Annotated in this window: 22 protein-coding genes; 3 read left to right on the forward strand and 19 right to left on the reverse strand. The window is 66.5% G+C overall.

What is annotated here, in order from left to right; genetic code table 11:
- Positions 1-15: 15 nt before the first annotated feature.
- From AC07OC_RS19165 to AC07OC_RS19200, 8 genes are all read right to left on the reverse strand, one after another.
- Positions 16-879, reverse strand: a complete 864-nt coding sequence (locus tag AC07OC_RS19165; protein WP_492254651.1) for a creatininase family protein — start codon at positions 877-879, stop codon at positions 16-18.
- A gap of 32 nt (positions 880-911) precedes the next feature.
- Positions 912-1,382, reverse strand: coding sequence for a RidA family protein (locus AC07OC_RS19170; protein ID WP_494601970.1), 471 nt, complete (start codon positions 1,380-1,382; stop codon positions 912-914).
- Positions 1,379-2,710, reverse strand: coding sequence for an amidohydrolase family protein (locus tag AC07OC_RS19175; protein WP_494601972.1), 1,332 nt, complete (start codon positions 2,708-2,710; stop codon positions 1,379-1,381). The genes AC07OC_RS19170 and AC07OC_RS19175 overlap by 4 nt, the downstream gene beginning before the upstream one ends.
- Positions 2,711-2,723: 13 nt before the next feature.
- The gene (locus AC07OC_RS19180; RefSeq protein WP_492244388.1) at positions 2,724-3,311 is read right to left on the reverse strand and encodes an NAD(P)H-dependent oxidoreductase; all 588 of its coding nucleotides are present in this window, start codon (positions 3,309-3,311) and stop codon (positions 2,724-2,726) included.
- 16 nt (positions 3,312-3,327) lie between these two features.
- On the reverse strand, positions 3,328-3,630 hold the full coding sequence (locus AC07OC_RS19185) for a 2Fe-2S iron-sulfur cluster-binding protein (protein ID WP_492254654.1): 303 nt from the start codon (positions 3,628-3,630) through the stop codon (positions 3,328-3,330).
- Between the two features lie 137 nt (positions 3,631-3,767).
- A complete protein-coding gene (locus AC07OC_RS19190; RefSeq protein WP_057229621.1) occupies positions 3,768-4,445 on the reverse strand; it encodes a TetR family transcriptional regulator C-terminal domain-containing protein in 678 nt (225 codons plus the stop codon).
- 44 nt (positions 4,446-4,489) lie between these two features.
- Complete coding sequence (locus AC07OC_RS19195) at positions 4,490-5,014, reverse strand: nucleoside deaminase (RefSeq protein WP_494601975.1); 525 nt, start codon at positions 5,012-5,014, stop codon at positions 4,490-4,492.
- Positions 5,011-6,042: an ABC transporter substrate-binding protein gene (locus AC07OC_RS19200; RefSeq protein ID WP_494602098.1), complete on the reverse strand. Its 1,032-nt coding sequence runs from the start codon at positions 6,040-6,042 to the stop codon at positions 5,011-5,013. Before AC07OC_RS19200 ends, AC07OC_RS19195 begins: the two co-directional genes overlap by 4 nt.
- Positions 6,043-6,790: 748 nt before the next feature.
- Between AC07OC_RS19200 and AC07OC_RS19205 the strand changes: the two genes are divergently transcribed.
- A complete protein-coding gene (locus AC07OC_RS19205) occupies positions 6,791-7,735 on the forward strand; it encodes an isopenicillin N synthase family dioxygenase (RefSeq protein ID WP_255594599.1) in 945 nt (314 codons plus the stop codon).
- 113 nt (positions 7,736-7,848) lie between these two features.
- On the opposite strand, the gene AC07OC_RS19210 is transcribed toward AC07OC_RS19205, so the two are convergent.
- The 11 genes from AC07OC_RS19210 to AC07OC_RS19260 all read right to left on the reverse strand — a co-directional run bounded on the left by AC07OC_RS19210 (position 7,849) and on the right by AC07OC_RS19260 (position 15,338).
- On the reverse strand, positions 7,849-8,148 hold the full coding sequence (locus AC07OC_RS19210; RefSeq protein WP_218340392.1) for a putative quinol monooxygenase: 300 nt from the start codon (positions 8,146-8,148) through the stop codon (positions 7,849-7,851).
- 43 nt (positions 8,149-8,191) lie between these two features.
- Positions 8,192-8,983: an SDR family NAD(P)-dependent oxidoreductase gene (locus tag AC07OC_RS19215; RefSeq protein ID WP_492805503.1), complete on the reverse strand. Its 792-nt coding sequence runs from the start codon at positions 8,981-8,983 to the stop codon at positions 8,192-8,194.
- Positions 8,984-9,000: 17 nt separating this feature from the next.
- The gene (locus AC07OC_RS19220; protein ID WP_494601978.1) at positions 9,001-9,504 is read right to left on the reverse strand and encodes a nuclear transport factor 2 family protein; all 504 of its coding nucleotides are present in this window, start codon (positions 9,502-9,504) and stop codon (positions 9,001-9,003) included.
- Positions 9,501-9,671 carry a hypothetical protein gene (locus AC07OC_RS19225; RefSeq protein WP_255591320.1) on the reverse strand — a complete coding sequence of 57 codons (171 nt, stop codon included), beginning with the start codon at positions 9,669-9,671 and terminating at the stop codon, positions 9,501-9,503. The genes AC07OC_RS19220 and AC07OC_RS19225 overlap by 4 nt, the downstream gene beginning before the upstream one ends.
- On the reverse strand, positions 9,638-9,817 hold the full coding sequence (locus AC07OC_RS19230; protein WP_369641590.1) for a hypothetical protein: 180 nt from the start codon (positions 9,815-9,817) through the stop codon (positions 9,638-9,640). Before AC07OC_RS19230 ends, AC07OC_RS19225 begins: the two co-directional genes overlap by 34 nt.
- Before the next feature lie 127 nt (positions 9,818-9,944).
- Complete coding sequence (locus AC07OC_RS19235; protein ID WP_494601980.1) at positions 9,945-10,913, reverse strand: Bug family tripartite tricarboxylate transporter substrate binding protein; 969 nt, start codon at positions 10,911-10,913, stop codon at positions 9,945-9,947.
- 69 nt (positions 10,914-10,982) lie between these two features.
- The gene (locus tag AC07OC_RS19240) at positions 10,983-11,798 is read right to left on the reverse strand and encodes an SDR family NAD(P)-dependent oxidoreductase (protein WP_218293362.1); all 816 of its coding nucleotides are present in this window, start codon (positions 11,796-11,798) and stop codon (positions 10,983-10,985) included.
- A 52-nt stretch (positions 11,799-11,850) separates the two neighbouring features.
- Complete coding sequence (locus AC07OC_RS19245; protein ID WP_369641592.1) at positions 11,851-12,660, reverse strand: enoyl-CoA hydratase/isomerase family protein; 810 nt, start codon at positions 12,658-12,660, stop codon at positions 11,851-11,853.
- 34 nt (positions 12,661-12,694) lie between these two features.
- Positions 12,695-13,870, reverse strand: a complete 1,176-nt coding sequence (locus AC07OC_RS19250; RefSeq protein WP_492244395.1) for a thiolase family protein — start codon at positions 13,868-13,870, stop codon at positions 12,695-12,697.
- Complete coding sequence (locus tag AC07OC_RS19255) at positions 13,867-14,298, reverse strand: PhlB family protein (protein WP_255591222.1); 432 nt, start codon at positions 14,296-14,298, stop codon at positions 13,867-13,869. The genes AC07OC_RS19250 and AC07OC_RS19255 overlap by 4 nt, the downstream gene beginning before the upstream one ends.
- A gap of 59 nt (positions 14,299-14,357) precedes the next feature.
- Positions 14,358-15,338 (reverse strand): Bug family tripartite tricarboxylate transporter substrate binding protein, encoded by a 981-nt coding sequence (locus AC07OC_RS19260; RefSeq protein ID WP_218340388.1) that lies wholly within the window; start codon positions 15,336-15,338, stop codon positions 14,358-14,360.
- Between the two features lie 188 nt (positions 15,339-15,526).
- Here AC07OC_RS19260 and AC07OC_RS19265 point away from each other — a divergent pair, with 188 nt between their 5' ends.
- Together AC07OC_RS19265 and AC07OC_RS19270 are read left to right on the forward strand one after the other, a co-directional pair.
- Entirely contained in the window at positions 15,527-16,339 is an 813-nt protein-coding gene (locus AC07OC_RS19265) for an IclR family transcriptional regulator (RefSeq protein ID WP_494601984.1), read from the forward strand.
- A gap of 36 nt (positions 16,340-16,375) precedes the next feature.
- Positions 16,376-17,524 (forward strand): acyl-CoA dehydrogenase family protein, encoded by a 1,149-nt coding sequence (locus tag AC07OC_RS19270; protein WP_255591221.1) that lies wholly within the window; start codon positions 16,376-16,378, stop codon positions 17,522-17,524.
- Positions 17,525-17,551 lie beyond the last annotated feature (27 nt).

Here is a 17,551-nt window from a genome sequence, read left to right on the forward strand (position 1 = left end):
CTGCGTTCGCAGGTTTCAAGCCAGGGCGGTGGAGTGCTCCACATGGCCCGTGTGGTTGGCGCGGCCCCAGGTGGCTTCGGCGCGCGGGGCCCAGCGCAGCTGGTGCAGCTCGGTGATGGCGGCGGCCCAGCTCACGGCCAGCGAATCGAGGATGGCGTGGCCCTGCTCGGCCGTGGCCGGCAGCGGGTCGCCGATGATGCCGCTGGGCCCGAAGTCGCGCGCGCTCCAGGCGCAGGCCGGGCGGCCGTCGGGCGACAGAAGGGGCGAGCCGAACACGGGCGGGTAGTTCACCACCGCGCGTTCCATGTGCACGGTATCGGGCGCCAGGGCCAGCATCAGCGCCGTCTCGGCATGGCCGGCGTGCATGGCCAGCTTCTTTTCCTGCTCCGACAAATACTTGCCCGCCACGTGCGGCACGCGCCAGGTGAAGCTGGGCACCACGATGAAGTCGCCATGGCGCAGGCGCAGCTCGCGCGCGCACATCTCCATCACCTGCGGCTGGCCGCCGTGGCCGTTGACGAACAGCAGCTTGCGAAAGCCCGCGCGGTAGACCGACTCGCCCACCTCGTTCATGGTGGCCAGCAGGGTCTCGCCGCTCAAGGTGACCGTGCCGGGGAAGTGCAGGTGCTCCTCCGACTTGCCGTAGGTGATGGGGGCCATGGCAAAGGCCGGCACCTCGGCCGGCAGGCGCGCCAGCGCATGGCCCACCACGCCCGCGCTGATCACCGTGTCCACCGCGCAGGGCAGGTGCGGGCCGTGCTGCTCGGTGGCGCCCGTGGGCAGCACGATCACGGTGTTCTCCTTGTCCGGCAGGTCGGCGATCTCGGTCCAGCTCAGGTAGGGCAGGTAGCGGTGGGGCGGGGTGTAGCCGTGCAGCATGGGCGGGTCTTTCGTGAAGGGGGATGGAGAGGTCAGCGCAAGGGGAGGTAGGCAGTCGCTTCGACCTCGATCAGGATGTCGGCAGTGGGCAGCATGCCGGTGACCTCCACCACGGTGGAGGCCGGCGGCTCACCCGGGAAGAACAGCTTGCGCACGCGGCTGTACTGGGGGAAGTGGTCCAGGTGCTTGAAGTACTGCACCAGCTTGAACACGTCGGACATCTGGCCGCCCGCGGCCTCGATGGTCTGGCGGATGCGGTCGAGCACATACCAGCTCTGCGCCAGGATGGGCCCCTCCTTGATGTCGCTGCTGAACTCGCCCGTGCGGCCGATCAGCGTGGCCGCCTCGTCGGGGATGTCGGCATAGCCGCGCACGATGCGGCTGGCCGCAGGGTCCACGGCAATGATTCCGGACAGGAACATCAGGTCGCCCGCGCGGCGCCAGGCGGCATAGCGGGCCAGGGGCTGGGCAATGCCCGAGGGGGTGGTGGAAGCGGTCGTCATGCAAGGCTCCGGTCAGGAATGGGGGAGGGGGCTGGGGTGGCGTTGGCCACATGCCACGCCGCGCTGGCATGGCCGCTGGTGACGCGGCCCTGGCGCAGCACCACGCGCTGCTGCGTGCGCGATGGAAAGCCCCAGCCATCGGCCTGCTGGAAGACGATCAGGTCGGCCGGCATGCCGGGCTGCAGCGGCAAGGCATCGGGCCCGCGGCGCAGCCAGTCGCTGCGGCACAGCGCTTCGGACCAGCGGTCGAACGGCGCGTCGAGCTGCGCCGCCAGCACGCCGGTGGCCAGGGCCTCCAGCGGGTCCAGGCTGCCCACGGGGCAGAACGGGTCCTGGATGTTGTCGCTGGCCACCAGCACCGGGATGCCGCGCGCACGCGCCTCCTTGATGAGGGTGATGCCGCGCTGGCGTGGTGTGCGGCCCGTGGTGGCGTCCTGCAGCAGCAGGTTGGTGATGGGCAGGGTGACCAGGGTGATGGGGCAGCGCGCCACGGTGTCCAGCGTGGCCAAGGCGGTGGCCTCGTCCTGTGCGGCCAGCGCGCAGGTGTGGCCGCAGACCACGTGGCCCTCGAAGCGCAGCTCCTGCAGCAGCGCGGCCGTGCTGGCCAGGCCCTGGGCGCCGGGGTGCAGTTCCTCGTCCACATGCAGGTCCACGTTCAGGCCATGGTGCTGCGCGGCCTCGAACAGGTGGCGCAGGGCCTGTCGGTCCCAGTTGGTGGAATGCACGAAGCCCCCCAGCAGCGCGCCCGGGCCGCTGTCGGCCACGGTGGCGGCCAGCCGCATGGCGGTGGTGCGTTCGGTGTACAGGTGCAGGGGGATCAGGGCCACGCGCTCCAGCAGCAGGCGGCCCGCCCATTCGTGCGCAAGGCTGCGCAGCACGTTCCAGGCGAGCGGTTGTGCATCGGGCTCCCACCAATCGCAGTGGGTGCGCAGGTGCACGGTGCCGGCCTCGTACGCCCATTGCAGGGCGCGGCTGGCACGGGCGCGGATGTCGGCCTCGGTCCAGCCCTGGCGGTCCACCATCATGGCCTCGATGGCGCCCAGCAGGCCGGGCTTCACCGTGCCCATGCGTGGCAGGGTAAAGGCCTTGTCCAGGTGGGTGTGCGCATCCACCAGGCCGGGCAGCACCAGGGCGCCGGCCAGGTCCCAGGTGGCGCCCGTGGCCGGGGGCTGGGCAGGGTGGTGCGGCGTGATGGACTCGACGCGGCCCTGCACCAGGTGCACATCGGCCAGTGTGGGCTGGCTGCCCTGGGCGGGCCATTGGCGCGGCAGCAGCCAGCGCGGCAGCCGCGCGCGCAGCAGGTGGTCGGGGGCGTTGGATGCGTGCATGGACAAGATCCCCTCAGGCAAAGCGCGCCATGGCCTGGCCCACGCGCGCCTTGAAGGCGGCCAGCCGCGGCGGCGTAGCCACGTTCATGTGGTAGTAGGCGTGGTAGTCCACGCGCGCCTTGCCGCCGGTCAGCAGGCGCATGTAGCGCGTGACGGACTTGCGTGGCGGATCGCCCATGAGCAGCGCCGTCCAGCGCGGGCGGCCATAGGTCACCACGGCCGAGATGCGCTGGATGTGCGTGAGCGAAGGCTTGACGTTGTGCGGGTCGCTGATGTCGAAGGCCACGCCGGGCATCAGCACCCGGTCGAAAAAGCCCTTGAGCATGGCCGGCATGCCGAAGCACCAGGTGGGAAAACAGAACACCACCGCCTCGGCCCACAGCAGCCGGTCCACATAGCCCTGCACGGGCAGGCGGTTGCTGGGCACCTCGTGGTAGCCCAGGCGCTCCTCGCGGCTGAGCACGGGGTTGAAGTCCTCGGCATACAGGTCGCAGTCGTCCACCGCGTGGCCGGCGCCGCGCAGCTGCTGCACCACCTCGGCATGCAGGGCCGCGTTGTAGCTGGTCTCCACCGGGTGGCAATAGATCACGAGGATGCGCATGGCGGGGGCTCCTTCTTCAAAGGTCGAGCGTGAGCGTGGGCCCGTGGCTGCGCGCGCAGCACACGGCCACATGGGTGGCCTGTTCCTCAGGGCTCAGGCAGCTGTCGCGGTGGTCGGGCGCGCCGGCCAGCCAGCGCGTGGCGCAGGTGCCGCATACGCCCTGTTCGCACAGCGTGTCGATGGCGATGCCGGCGAGCTGCAGCACATCGGCCATGCTTTCGCCAGGCTGCACGGGCAGCCGCATCTGGCTGCGCGCAAGCACCAGTTCAAAAGTCTGTTCCGTGGCGGGCAGCGGCGCTGCCGTGGCTGGGGTTTGCATGTTTGACCACTTGATTTGATCGATTGGTCAAACTATTGCAAATGCTGTGCCAGCAGGCTTTCGGGCCGTGGCCTGCCTTGCCCTGGGTCAAGGCGCCGTACAGGGGCTCTGCCACGCCCGCAAGCGTGCAGGCCTGTTCACTCTGGTGCGAAATCGGGTGCCAGGCCGCAGCCCAGCAGCACGAAATTGGTGAGCTCGCGCACGATGGGTTCGCGGTCGATGGTCTCTTCGGGCGCCAGGCCCAGCATGATGTGCACCTGCACGCCGTAGTCGGCGTAGTGCTGCGTCATGCCCCAGATCTGCATCAGCAGCAGGCGCGCGTCCAGCGGGCGCATGCGGCCCTCGGCGATCCAGCGGTCGATCAGGTCCACCTTCTGCTGGGTGGACTTCACGGCCACGGGCCAGTACCGGCCCAGGTTGCGCCCGCCGCCCAGCACCTCGGTGGTGAAGATGCGTGACAGGCCCGGGTTGTCGAGCGCGTAGTCGAGCTTCTTGCGCACATAGGTGCTCAGCACCTTCTTCGGGTCGTCGCTCTGGCTGTCGAACTGGAAGGCACCCGACCAGCCGTTGAGCACCGAGTACAGCAGCTCCTCGTACAGTTCTTCCTTGCTGGCGATGTAGTAGTGCAGCTGCGGCTTGGTCAGGCCTGCGCGCTCGGCGATGGCCTTGGTGGACGCGCCCTTGAAGCCATGGCGGCTGAACTCGGCAATCGCCGCCTCGCGGATCGCACCCAGGATGCGCTCGCGCCCCTGCTTGGAGCGGCTGAGCAGTGCGCCGGAGACATTGCTGCTGCCATCGGCTTCGGGTTCGGTCATGGACGGGGCTTTGGGCGGCATGGTGGGCGATTGTCGCTGGTTGCTCAGAGCTTCCAGAAGCCCACGTGCGAGGCACTCGCTTCCGCGATGAGGGCCGGCCCGATGCATTCGATGGTGTGCGGCGATGCGGCGAACACGTCGCGGCACGAGAGTTCGGCATCGCGCTGCTCGGCGCGTTCGCCGCGGAACCCGCGCAGCCGCACCGCGTCGATGCCGAACACCACGCGGCCGATGCCCGACCAGAAGATGGCGCCCGCGCACATCACGCAGGGCTCTGCCGATGAGTACAGGGTGGCCTGTGCCAGTGCATCGCGGCCCACGCGCGGGCTGAGCTGGCGCACGGCATTGGTCTCGGCATGGCCGGTGCAGTCGCCGGTTTCAGTGGTATTGCAGTAGGCCTCGGCCAGCAGCCTGCCATCGGCGCCGATCGCCACCGCGCCAAAGGGCCGGTTGCCGCGTGCACGGGCCTTGTCGGCCAGGACGATGGCCTGGCGCAGGTACCTGCCGTCGCGCTCGTCGATGGTGGCCTCCTGCGGCAGCAGTGCGGCGGGTGCTGCGCTGCCGTTCATGCCACCACCTTGCGGTCGGCCAGGGCCGGCAAAAAGGCCGGGTTGAACACGCGCTCGGGCGCGGGCTTGCGCGCCAGGTTGAACACGGCCGCCACCTCCTCGATCTGGTGCGCCAGCACGGCGCCCTGCACGCCACCCAGGCCCACGGCCTGCGATTCGGCCGTCTGCAGGTACTGGCGCGTGATGGCCCAGCGCTCGCGCTCCACCTCCATGTTCAGAATGGCCTCGCGCGCCTTGATGGCGGCAAACGCGGCCTCGGGGTTGGCCAGCGTCTCGCGCAGGGCGCGGTTGCTCGCGCGCAGGAATGCCTTGGCCACCTCGGGCTTCTCCTGCAGCAGCTTGCCGGCCAGCACGGCGTTGCCATACAGGTTCAGGCCCGCCTTGTTGTATTCGAGCACCGACAGGTCCTTGGCCGGCACGCGCGCGAACAGCGACACGGCCGAGTCGTGGAAATAGGTGGCGGCATCCACATCGCCGCGCACCACCACGTTGTCGCGCGCGCTGAAGTCGGTGGTCACCCAGTCGAACAGCTCGGGCCTGGTCTTGAGCGCGCGGGCCACCATGGGCCAACTGCGGCGCGTGGCTTCCACGGCGGCCGCCGCCACCTTCTTGCCCTTGAGCGACTGGAAATCGGTGGTGATGCCGCGGTCCTTGCGGCCGATGATGACGAAGGGCGCGCGGTTGTAGTACTGGTAGATGGCCTGCACGGGCGTGTCGGCGTTCTGCGCGTGGAACTCGGCCAGCGAACTGATGTCGCCCAGGCCGATGTCGTAGGCACCGCTGGCCACGCGCGTGATCGAGGCGACTGAGCCCGAGCCCACGTCGATGGTCACGTCCAGGCCTTCTTCCTTGAAATAGCTCTTGGCCTGCGCCAGGAAGAAGGGCGAGGTCTGGCTGGTCACGCGAAAGTCCAGCGTGAACTTGAGCGGGGTGAGTGATGCGCCCTGCGCACGCACCACGACAGGGGCGCCCAGCGTGGCGGCGATGGAAGGGGCGAGGGTGGTCAAGAGAAAGCGGCGGCGTTGCATCAACATGGTGGTGGCCCAGGTTCGGTGGAATGCCCTGCACCCACAGGCGTGTGCCGCCGCGGGACCGGGTCGAACTGAGCAATTTCCGGGCGCTACCACCCGCAAGGGATGGCAGCGCTGAACGCTTCTACTCGGCAGGAGCTGATGCAGAAAGCGTGCCCGGTGTCGCGAAAGCGCTGCGCCGTGCTGAGCGCCAGGCACGTTTTGCCCAGATCTTGCCTTGGCGCAAGCCGCTGCGGGGCCCCCCTGTGCGATGGAGCTGGCAAGCGCTGGGCACGCATTTGCGGTGCGCAGGCTTGGTGCGCCGCTGCCCTGGTTTGGTGAGTGCCCGGGCCTTGGGCCGCATGGCGCGGTGCGGCTTTCCTATGGAGTGCGCGACGGCATTGCTGGCCTGCCGTTTGCTAGCATCCGGGGTAAGAGTAGAAGCGTTCAGTCCAGCCCATCCGCATTGCGTGGACCGGCTGGCGGGTCATTGCTCTTGAAGCCGGTGGCGGCTTGCGTGCGGTGCGTGGTGCCTGTTGAAGGCCCGCGCAGCCTGCGGGCCGTTGCCATTGTCCCCTTCAAGAGCCACATGGCGCCGTGCCGCAACTTCACTCCTTGCTGCGGCCTGCCGTGTGCCTTGTTGCCATTGACGACTCAACGAGGAAATCACGCCATGCACAGCACTGCCGCAAACCCCACCACATCCCCCGTCTACGAACCGACCGTCGCCCCCGACGTGCTGGGCGAGCTCGAAAAAGAATCGCGCATGGGCGGCGCGATGGACGGCGAGACCTCCACGCGCGAAGTGCGCTGCATCGACATCTCCGACTTCGACAACCGCAAAGAGGAAATCGCCGAGCAGCTGTGGAGCGCGTCGGTCGACATCGGCTTCTTCCAGGTAACGAACCACGGCATCCCCGTCGAGGACATCCGCGCCGCCTTCGCGCGCGCCGAAGCCTTCTTCGACCAGCCCCAGGCCACCAAGGCCCAGTGGCCCCTGGCACGCAATGCCGGCTGGGAGCACAAGGCGCAGATCCGCCCCTCCACGCGCACGCCGGACCAGAAGGAGTCCTACCAGGTCACGCGCCCACGCATGGCGGGCCTCTGGCCCACCGAGGCCGAGCTGCCCGGCTTCCAGGCCGCCACGCTGGCATTCGAGCGCCAGTGCTGGGAAGTGGGCATGCGCCTGCTCTCGTGCTTTGCCTACAAGCTGGGCTTTGATGCGGACTTCTTCACCCGCGCCCACGACCCCGACCTGCCCACCTACCAGAGCACGCTGCGCATGCTGCACTACTTTGCGGTGGATCCGGCGCTCAAGGACGAACTGGGCCTGTGGCGCGCCGGCGCCCACACCGATTTTGACTGCCTCACCCTGCTGTTCCAGCGCCCCGGCCAGGGCGGCCTGCAGGTGCTGCCCGGCAAGGAGGCCGAGGGCCGCCAGTGGACCAGCGTGGAGCCAGCCGAGGGCGTGATCACCTGCAATATCGGCGACATGCTCACGCGCTGGAGCGACGACCAACTGCCCAGCAACTTCCACCGGGTGCGCAACCCTCTGCCGCACGAGTACCAGGGCGCGCGCTACAGCCTGGCTTTCTTCTGCCAAGCCAATGAGGACGCGCTCATTGAAGGCCCGGCGAAGAAGTACCCGCCCATCACGGGCGCGGAGTACCTGCGCCAGCGCATCAGCGCGAACTTCTCGAATAGGTACTGACCACAACGCCGTGGGCTGTGTTGAATCGTCGCGGGGCCTCAAACGCGTCTCGGAAAATTTGATCCAAATACCTTGCTCCGCTTGCTGGATTGCCTCGTCTTGGACCAACGCCGTCAGCGTATGGAAATCACTTCCGCTTCGTATACATCAATCTGCGGAGCCTCCTCACACAAGCTTGCCATCGAGTGTGCGAAATCGCGCGAGGCTTCTACTCGGAAATGGGCCTGCAACGCGGCCAGGTCGCTCCAGCGCTCAATGAACACAAAGCGCAGCGGCTGCTGCACGTCGCGGCTCACCTCGTGGGACACGCATCCCGCCTCCATCCGGGAGCGCAGGACATGCTCCAGGGCCAGCCGCTCAACGGTGTCCTCCGTGTCCTTGCGTGCGATCACATGGCCGGTAACGATGATCATGGTGTGCCTTCCTGTCGTCGGTGGTTGAAATGATGATGCCGCGCTAGCGCGCGCTGGCGCCGCCGTCGATAGGGATGATGGCACCGGTCATGTAGCTCGAGGCGGGTGACGCCAGCAGCAACGCGAGCCCCTGGATCTCGTGCGGCTGGGCGATACGGCCAAGCGGGATGTAGGTGCGCATGCGTTCGGCGCTTTCCGGCAGGCGCAGGCGTCCTCCGTTGATGCCGGTGGCAAATGGGCCGGGGGCGATGGCGTTCACCAGGATGTTGAAGGGCGCCAGCTCGATGGCCGCCTGGCGCACGACGTTGTTCACCGCAGCCTTGGAGGCCACGTAGGCATATCCGGAGTGCGCCTCCGCCCGCAGCCCCGCGATGGACGAGGTCACGATGATTCGCCCCTGGCCCCGGGGCTTCATGTGGCGGGTGGCCGCGCGCAACGTGGCCAGCACGCCGCTCAGGTTCACCTGGAGCACCCGCTCCCAAGAAGCCGGGTCCACGTTCTCCAGGCGCCCAGGCTCCACCAGGAATCCGCGCCCGGCGCTCATGCCCGCGTTGGCGAACACGCAATCGATGGGCCCCTCTGCCGCCATCGCGTCGATGTTGCGGTCCACATCGGCGCCATCGCTCACGTCGATCACCCGCTGCTGCACCTTCGCGTGCGTCTTGCGCAGGCGGTGCACCTCGGCGTCCAATGCCTGGGCGTCGCTGTCGGACAGCACGACTTCCGCGCCCGCGTCCAGCAGGGCTTCTGCGATGGCCAGCCCGAGGCCACTGGCGGCACCGGTCACGAGCGCACGTTGGCCGGTCAGATCGAACAAGGAAGGCAACAAGGCCATGGCGGCTCTGCTGTGCATCAACGCTCCACCTGCAGGGGAATGAGGTGGTCCCAGCGCTCGGCAGCCTCGATCATGTAGTGCACGCTCAAGGTGACGCGTTGAAAGAACCACTGCCCATCCAGATGGATGTACTCGTCGTCAAAGCGGCCCACCACGTAGTAGCTCTTGCCGTCCCGCACGGGCCGACCGTCCAGGTAGCTGGACCCCGTGCCCCGGTCGCCCTGCACCTGCACGACATGGCTATGGATGAACTGCCGGGCCGATTGGACCGGAAACGCGGCGAAGAACGCACGGATGTTGTCCCGGCCCCGCACCTCAGGACGCCCGCCGTAGGCGACGTAGGCATCGGGGGCAAACAATTCGTAGAGGCGGTTCCCCTCATCCTCATTCACCATTTCGTGGTATCGGGCGCGCAGCGCGCGGATGGCTTCAATGCTCTCCATGCGTTCAACGCGTTCCGTGAGCGCTCGGACAAGGTCCTGCGAGGCTGAAAGGTCGGCTGGTGGGTGGACTGCGGTCACTGAAGACTCTCCTGGTGAATGTGGTGGAAATCGCCCATGATCTTTTGGCTGCGGTCCCTCACGGACGCACCCGTGTGGGCATGGGGAATGACGTAGAAGCGGCGCGCATGAATCGCCTCGACCGCGGCGCGCGCTACATCCTCGGCACTGATGGCAGAAGCGGCCATGCCAGCACGCACCGCCAGTCGTCGTCCGTGGCATTCCAGGCTGTCCCGAGCACCGCCACGCCGGCGTTGTTGAATAGCCAGTCCACACCGCCCCACCGGTTCCAGCTGGCCTCGGCCAGCCGCTCCACGTCCGTGGCGTCGGACACGTCGCAACACTGCGCCAGGCAGGCGGCGCCTGCACCACCGCCATGCCTTCGCGGGCACAGGCCAGCGCGAGCGCGCGTCCGATGCCGCTGCCCGCGCCGGTGACAACGGCTACTTGGGGCGTCGGCATCAGAGACTCGCTCGGGACTTGCGGATCACCTCGCCCCACTTGGCGGCCTCGGCGGCCACGAAGGGGGCAAACTGCTCGTGCGGCATGCCCATCTTGACGCTCGAAACCGCGTCCAGCGACGCCGTGACCTCGGGCGAGTTCAGTGCCTGGCCCACCGCATCGGACAAGCGCTTGACGATGGGCGCAGGCGTGTTGGCTGGTGCAAAGACACCGCCCCAGTTCATGGCCACCACGCTGGGGATTCCGGCCTCGGCCATGGTGGGCACATTGGCGAGCACGGTCAGGCGGCTGGTGCTGGTGACGACCAGCGCGGCAATTTTCCCGTCCCGGATCTGCGCCCGGGAGGTCTGCACGTAGTCGAACATCACATCGAGGTTGCCGGCGATCAGATCGACCATGGCCGCCGTGCTCGACTTGTAGGGGATATGGTTGAAGCGCGCGCCGGTCTGGGTTTGCAATAGTTCCAGGCAAAGGTGCGCTGACGTACCGTTGCCACCAGACCCAAAGTTGAGTTTTCCTGGTTTCTGCTTGCCGAACGCGATCACATCGGCCATGGTGCTGAACTTCAGGCCTGGATGGGATACCAGAACGTTGGCGTTCCCCGTCAGACCGTGGATGGCCACGAAGTCCTTGACCGGGTCGTAGCGGATGTTCTTGAAGAGAGCGGTGTTGGTGCCCTGCGTGCCCTGCGTTCCGATCAGGAGGGTGTACCCGTTGGGCGCCGCACGGGCCACGAATTCGGCGCCGATGGACCCGCTCACACCGACCCGGTTGTCGATGACCATGGGCTGGCCCAGGTTGTCGCTCAGCGCCGGTGCGATCAAACGGGCCTGGACATCGACCACGCTTCCCGCGGAGAAGGGCACGACCAGTGTGATGGGGCGCTGCGGGTAAGCGTTCTGTGCAAATGCCGAGGGCGAGAGTGCCAAAGCACCCATGGATGCCGAGAAGTGGCGGCGGTTCATCATGGTCTTGTCTCCTTGTTGTGTGTTCGGCAGTGCCGCGTGTGAATGCAGCACCTCTCGTTTCGCCCTGCTTCAAACCATCGCGAACCCGCCGGATGCACCGATGGTCTGCCCCGTGATGAACAGCGCGCGGTCTGACGCCAGGAACGCGACGATGCCGGACACATCCGTTGGGCGGGAGAGGCGCCCCACGCCCTTGGAGATGGGGTATGCATTGAGCATCTTGCCCAGCAGCTCGTTGTTTTCCACCGTGGCGTGGATGTTCAGCGGGCCGTCCTTGATCCCCTCGTGGGACACGGCGCCAAGGGCCACCGAGTTGACCGTGACGGCGTGGCGGCCGTGCTCCCTCGCGAGGGCCTTGGCGAACCCGGCAATCGCCGCCTTGGCGCCCGAGTAAACGGCCATGTTGGCCTCGCCGATGCGGCCTGCTTCCGAGATGATGTTGATGATGCGGCCCGTCTTGCGCCCGACCATGCCGGGCAGCACGGCGCGGCAGCAGTGCATGGTGCCGTAGACGTTGAGGTTCACGATCTTGGCCCAGTCCACCACGGGTGTATCCACGAAGGCGGGTGTGCGGCCACCTTTCTCGCGGCGCTCGGGAATGATCCCCGCGTTGTTCACCAGCACGGTGATGGGCGCGCCGAAGTGCTGGGCAGCACCTGCCACCATGGCATCGACCTCCTCCAGTTGGGTGATGTCCGCAGGCGCTGCATAGGCCTTTCCGCCAGCGGCGTTGATTTCATCAACCACCGCTTGGGCACGCTCGGCAAAAAGGTCGTTCACCACCACGCGCGCCCCTTCGGCTGCGAGTTCGATGCAAATTTGCCTGCCCACGCCTTGTCCGCCGCCAGTGACGAGAGCGACCTGTCCGTTCAATCCGAGTTCCATGGGATTCCTTTCGTGCGTGTTGTCTGAATGAAGTCACCAGTGCGGTATTGCACTAGCGTCCTTTGAATTGGGGTTCGCGTTTCTCGACGAAGGCGCGCATGCCCTCGATGCGGTCTTCGCTGTCCACGATCATTGCGGCCGCGTAGCGTTCGTACTCCAGGCCCGAGTCCAGGTCGGTCTGCATGCCGCGGTTGATGGCGCGCTTGGCGAAACGGACTGCCAGCGGGGGGTGTTGCGCTATGCGCTGGGTCAGTTCCAGCGCAGCCGTCATCAGCTCGGCCTGCGGCACCACACGGCTGACCAGGCCGTAGCGCAGCGCCGTCTCTGCATCCACCAGGTCGGCCGTCAGGATCAGTTCCTTGGCCCGGGCTTCACCCACCAGCCGTGGCAGCCGCTGCGTGCCACCGGCCGCCGGGATGACTCCCAGCTTGATTTCTGGCAAGCCGAAGCGCGCGTGGGAGGCCGCGATGCGCAGGTCACAGCACAGCGCAATCTCCAGCCCGCCGCCCAGGGCCACGCCGTTGATGGCAGCGATGACGGGCTTCTCGAACTCTTCGATGTTGCGAAACAGTTCGTGGGTCGCCTTCTGGCGCACGAAGTACTCCGTGCCGCGCACCACGTCGGTGGCGCGCTCCTTGATGTCGGCGCCCGCGCAGAACGCCTTGTCGCCGCTGCCGGTGATCAGAACCGCGCGCACTTGGTCGTCGTTGCGGGCCAGTTCGAAGAAGGCGCGGGCGAGGTCGGGCTTCATCGTGCTGCCCAGCGTGTTCATGCGCTCGGGCCGGTTGAGGGTGATCACGGCCACGCGGTCGCGCACCTCATAGAGCAATGTGCCCAGGTCCTGGATGTCAGGGGTAGTCATTGGATTGCTTTCCACAAAGAAGTGTGCGGCGCCGTCAGGCCGATGCCGACAGCACGTGGGCGACGGAGACCGAGCCGAGCCCGATCATGTGGGCCATGCCCCAGCGCGCGTTGGGGTGCTGGCGACCCTCCGCCTCGCCCCGCAGCTGGCGCGTGATTTCTGCCAACTGGCCGATGCCCGTGGGCCCGAGTGGGTGGCCCATGCCGATCAAGCCGCCCGATGCGTTGATGGCGCAGCGGCCACCGATGTGCGAAGTGCCACGCGCCAGATAGCGGGCGCCCTCGCCTGGCTCGCACACACCGATGGCTTCGCTGTACAACAGCTCTTCCACGGAGAAGGCGTCGTGCAGCTCCAGAAGATCGAGCTCCTTGGGCGCAATGCCCGCTTGTTCAAAAGCAGCCTCCGCGCTGGTGCGGACCAGCTCCACAGCGCTGTCGCCGTACTGCACCTCGGGGCGCTCGCTGCCTGCCACGGAAGCCTTCACGCGCACGCAGCGCCGCGCATCCAGTCCCAGCTTTCGGATGGCGTTGCCAGAAACCAGCATCACCGCCGCGGCCCCTTCGCCGCGTGGACAGCATTGCTGCACCGTGAGGTCGCCCACCACGCGCGGCGATGCGAGCACCTGCTCCAGCGTCCGGGGCTTGCGAAACTGAGCAAACGGATTGCGCGCTGCGTTGCCGTGGTTCTTCACCGCCACGCCGGCCATCTCCTCCACGGAGGCGCCGCGCTCGCGCAGGTAGGTGCGCGCCATCATCGCGAACTTCACCGCCGGAATGGTGGCGGTCTCGCTGAGCCTTTCCAGTCCGTCCTTGTTGGCAGCGCGGCGCCCGTCACCGTGCTTGTCCACGCCCACCGCCAGCACCACATCGCTCATGCCGCTAGCCACTTCCATGCATGCCTGCCGGAAAGCGAACGATCCAGAGGCCGACGCGTTTTCCACCTGCGTCACCGCCAGACCCGTGGATCCCAGGTGGCGCAGCATCACGCGGCCGGCGGCCATGCCAATCGAGGTTGTGCCCACGTAGGCACTCTGCACACGGGCCCAGGAAACACCCGAGTCCTCGAGTGCGGCACGCACAGCCCTGAGGCCCAGCTCGGTGTAAGGCGTCTCGGTGGGGAACTGATAGGGGTGCAGACCGACACCGGCGATGAACACACCGCCATGGGCATCCAGCCAGTTGCCTGAAGTGGATTGATTGGTATTGCTCACTGCACGGCTCCTTCATTCGCGGGCACAAAGCGGCAGGCGTAAACACCTTCTTCCCGCTTCACCTCGGCAACGGCACGAACCGCCATGCCGTGCTTCAGCGCCGTCTCGTCCCCAACGGCCATCACACCTTCTTCGACGATGCCGGGCGCGATGCGGATGTCTCCAGCAATGCTGGGCGCCGCCATGCCAGGCAACAGCGGCACGTGCAGGGTCACGAACTCCAGCAACTCTCCGCCCCCCGGGCGCGTGACGCGTTGCGCTCCGCTCAGCGGGTCTCCGCAGTGCATGCATCCCGGTGCGTTGGCAGGAAAACTCATCCCACCGCAGGCGCCGCACTGCGCAAAGAAGAAGTTGAGCGAGTGGCCGTCATCAGCCAGCTCATACAGAGTCGGCTGCAACGGCTTCAAGGAGGTCTTTGAATCGGTCATAGAAAGAAGGGGGTGAAAGGGAAAGGTGCGGGGGCGGGCATGTAGTGCCCGCGACCCCGTCAATCGAGCTTGGCGCCCGACTGCTGAACAACCGCACGCCACCGGGTCATCTCCGATTTCACGAAGGCACCCAGCTTGGCGTCGCGCAGGCCGGCGAGCGGGACACTGCCGAATTTCTCGGTGGCTTGCAGCATTTCGGGGTGAACGATGGCCTTGGCGATCTCGTCGCCCAGGCGCTTCACGATGTCCGGCGGCGTCTTGGCCGGAACGAACACCGCGCCCCAGGCCGTGGATTCCGCTTCGGGAACGCCCAGCTCGCCCACGGTGGGCACGTCGGGGGAGCTGGACAAACGCTTCTTGGAGGTGACCGCCAGCGCCTTGAGCTTGTTCGCCTGCACCTGGGGCAACACCACCGCCGGGTAGTCGAACATCAGGTCGATGCTCCCGGCCATCAGGTCGCTCAGTGCCGGCGCGCTGCCGCGGTATGGCACATGGGTCATCTTGATGCCCGCGGCGGTCTGGAACAACTCGGCCGTCAGGTGGGTGCCCGTGCCTGGACCGGCGGAGCCGTAGTTGAGCTTGCCGGGATTGGCCTTGGCATAGGCGATCAGCTCGGGCACCGTCTTGAACGGGCGTGAGGGGTTGATCACCAGCATGAGCGGCGTTTCCGACATGGCATGCACGGGCACGAAGTCCGTCACGGGGTCGTAGCGCACGTTCTTGTACAGCGCCAGATTGGCGCCATGCGTTCCCTGCGTGCCGTAAATGATGGTGTAGCCGTCTGGCGGCTGGCGCGAAGCCGACTCCACACCGATGGAGCCACCGGCACCGGGACGGTTGTCCACCACCACCGACTGTCCCAGCTGTGCGCTGAGCAGCTTGGCCAAAAGCCGCGACGTGTTGTCCGTGATGCCCCCGGGTGGGAACGGCACCACGAAGGTGATGGGCTTGCTCGGCCACGCATCTCCTGCTGCATGCAGGACGCCAAAGGCCAACGAGGCAATGACAAAAACAATCAGTTCTCGGAAGGTTCTACGCATGCTTGTCTCCATTTTTGTTGCCACTTTATTGCGGCTGGTCGTAGAATACTTCAATATTTCGTAGAAATACAAGAAATTTTGTGAGCTGCATTCAAAAGAAAATTTGAACCTCATAAGGAATGGCCTGCTGCAACCGCGCTCACCTCAAAGTTATGATTCGGTGACATCTACGAAATACCGGAGAACTTATGCCAACCATTGTCCCCGCCGCTTCTCGCACCATGGCCCTGCTGGAGGTCTTTGCCCGGGAGCGCCGCGAACTCTCCAATTCAGACCTTGCGCGCCTGATGGACCTTCCCGAGAGCAGCTGCTCCGATCTGCTGCACACGCTGCATGAGTTGGGCTACCTGATGCGGACGGCGCGAACCCGACGCTTCTATCCAACGGCCCGTCTGCTCACGATTGCCAAAGGCATCGCTGCGGGTGATTCGCTCTACGCCGTGGCGTCCGAGGCGTGCGAGTTGCTGCGTGACAAGACGGGAGAGACAGGGATGTGCGGCCGCGTGGAGGCGGGCGTGGTCAAGGTACTGGCGTTTGCCGAGGGAACTCATCCGCTGCGCTATGTGGAAAACGTGGGCAACAAGATTGCGTTGCACGTGTCCGCGCTGGGCAAGGCGGCGCTGTCGCTGGGTACACCCGAAGAAGCCGCACGCCAGCTGCGGCTCAAGCCGCTCAAGCAGATCGCCCCCGGGTCCATCACGGACCTCGCAGCACTGGAGGCACAGATCGAACAAGCACGCCAGCAAGGCTGGATCTGGGTGGAAAACGAAGGCTTCGACGGCCTGGCCGCCATCGCCGTCGCTGGCTACCTGGGCGATGAACCCCTCGCGCTGTCGATCGCCGGCCCCACCGAACGCCTTCGCCGTACCAAGGACGCCTGCCTGCAAGCCTTGCAAGAGGTGCAGGCACTTGTGTTCCACCCCCAGAACGCGGCTCCCACGCTGCGCGCCACGGCATCCGGCCGGCGCGGCGCGGGCACCAGAGACACCACCGCCGCCTAGCGGCGGATCCATGCATTCAACCCAGGAGACCTAGCCATGTATGCAACGATGAATTCCGAACAAGAAATGCTGCGCGACAGCGTGCGCCGCTTCATGAAAAGCGAAGTCGCTCCCCGCGTCGCCCAGCACGACAGGGACAAGACCTTTCCCTTCGAGCTTCTCAAGGAGCTGTCGCAGTTCGGATACATCGGCGGCAGGCTGCCCGAGGCCCTGGGCGGCATGGACATGGACCAGATGACCTGGGCGATGCTCATGGAAGAGGCGGGCTACACGTGGCTGTCGTTGCGCACGATGGTGAACATCACCAATGCGGCCATCAACAAGCTGGCCGCAGAGGCGAACGAGGAGCAGCGCGAACGCTTCCTGAAGCCCTTGCTGGCATCTGACCGCCGCGTGTTCAACGCCATCAGCGAGCCAGGCACGGGCTCCAACATCGCCCAGGTCCAGACCCGTGCAGACCTGCAGGGGGACCACTACGTCCTCAACGGCCGAAAACTGTGGATCACGAACGGGGCATTTGGCGACTTCGGCATCGTGGTCGCGCGTACGTTCAGCCCCGACTGCCAGGGGCAGCTCTCCACCTTCCTTGTGGAGCGCGAGGTGTCTCCGTATGAAGTGCGCAACGTCGACACGATGGTGCTGCGCAGCACCGGCACGGCGGAGCTGGCATTCGACAATGTCAAGGTGCCCCGCGAGAACCTGCTGGGCGAGGAAGGCAAGGCGCTCAAGAAGATGCTCATCGGCCTGGACGGCGCCCGTGTCAACATTGCCATGGGTGCGGTCGGCGCCGCGCAAGCGGCCCTCGACCTCTCGATCGACTATGCCCGCACCCGCACCCAGTTCGGCAAGCCTATCGGCAGCTTCCAGCTGGTGCAAAAGCTCATCGTGGACATGACGATCCGTGTGGAAGCCGCCCGAGCACTGAGCCTGCGCGCCGCCGCAGCCCTCGACGCCAATGCCGATGCGCGCACTGCCTGCTCCATCGCCAAGCTCTACGCCACCGAGGCCGCACACGAAGTCGCAAGCATGGCGCTGCAGGTGCATGGCGGCCTGGGCTATGCCACCGACTACCCCATTGAGCGCATCTTCCGCGACACGCGCGGCGGCACGATCCCTGAAGGCACCACGGAAGTGCAGACCTTGATCGCCGGTCGCGAAATCCTCGGCATCTCGGCGATTGCCTGACCCTCGGCAGCACCACCTCCATAACGA

The organism is Acidovorax sp. GW821-FHT10E04, assembly GCF_059415185.1.

Coding starts and splice junctions, on each gene's coding strand:
- AC07OC_RS19210 (WP_218340392.1), bottom strand. CDS start 8,148: ATGATCATCGTTACCGGCCATGTGATCGCACGCAAGGACACGGAGGAC.
- AC07OC_RS19265 (WP_494601984.1), top strand. CDS start 15,527: ATGCCAACCATTGTCCCCGCCGCTTCTCGCACCATGGCCCTGCTGGAG.
- AC07OC_RS19195 (WP_494601975.1), bottom strand. CDS start 5,014: ATGAACGGCAGCGCAGCACCCGCCGCACTGCTGCCGCAGGAGGCCACC.
- AC07OC_RS19255 (WP_255591222.1), bottom strand. CDS start 14,298: ATGACCGATTCAAAGACCTCCTTGAAGCCGTTGCAGCCGACTCTGTAT.
- AC07OC_RS19170 (WP_494601970.1), bottom strand. CDS start 1,382: ATGACGACCGCTTCCACCACCCCCTCGGGCATTGCCCAGCCCCTGGCC.
- AC07OC_RS19190 (WP_057229621.1), bottom strand. CDS start 4,445: ATGACCGAACCCGAAGCCGATGGCAGCAGCAATGTCTCCGGCGCACTG.
- AC07OC_RS19175 (WP_494601972.1), bottom strand. CDS start 2,710: ATGCACGCATCCAACGCCCCCGACCACCTGCTGCGCGCGCGGCTGCCG.
- AC07OC_RS19205 (WP_255594599.1), top strand. CDS start 6,791: ATGGGCGGCGCGATGGACGGCGAGACCTCCACGCGCGAAGTGCGCTGC.
- AC07OC_RS19180 (WP_492244388.1), bottom strand. CDS start 3,311: ATGCGCATCCTCGTGATCTATTGCCACCCGGTGGAGACCAGCTACAAC.
- AC07OC_RS19235 (WP_494601980.1), bottom strand. CDS start 10,913: ATGATGAACCGCCGCCACTTCTCGGCATCCATGGGTGCTTTGGCACTC.
- AC07OC_RS19165 (WP_492254651.1), bottom strand. CDS start 879: ATGCTGCACGGCTACACCCCGCCCCACCGCTACCTGCCCTACCTGAGC.
- AC07OC_RS19245 (WP_369641592.1), bottom strand. CDS start 12,660: ATGACTACCCCTGACATCCAGGACCTGGGCACATTGCTCTATGAGGTG.
- AC07OC_RS19260 (WP_218340388.1), bottom strand. CDS start 15,338: ATGCGTAGAACCTTCCGAGAACTGATTGTTTTTGTCATTGCCTCGTTG.
- AC07OC_RS19270 (WP_255591221.1), top strand. CDS start 16,376: ATGTATGCAACGATGAATTCCGAACAAGAAATGCTGCGCGACAGCGTG.
- AC07OC_RS19225 (WP_255591320.1), bottom strand. CDS start 9,671: ATGGCCGCTTCTGCCATCAGTGCCGAGGATGTAGCGCGCGCCGCGGTC.
- AC07OC_RS19200 (WP_494602098.1), bottom strand. CDS start 6,042: ATGCAACGCCGCCGCTTTCTCTTGACCACCCTCGCCCCTTCCATCGCC.
- AC07OC_RS19185 (WP_492254654.1), bottom strand. CDS start 3,630: ATGCAAACCCCAGCCACGGCAGCGCCGCTGCCCGCCACGGAACAGACT.
- AC07OC_RS19215 (WP_492805503.1), bottom strand. CDS start 8,983: ATGGCCTTGTTGCCTTCCTTGTTCGATCTGACCGGCCAACGTGCGCTC.
- AC07OC_RS19240 (WP_218293362.1), bottom strand. CDS start 11,798: ATGGAACTCGGATTGAACGGACAGGTCGCTCTCGTCACTGGCGGCGGA.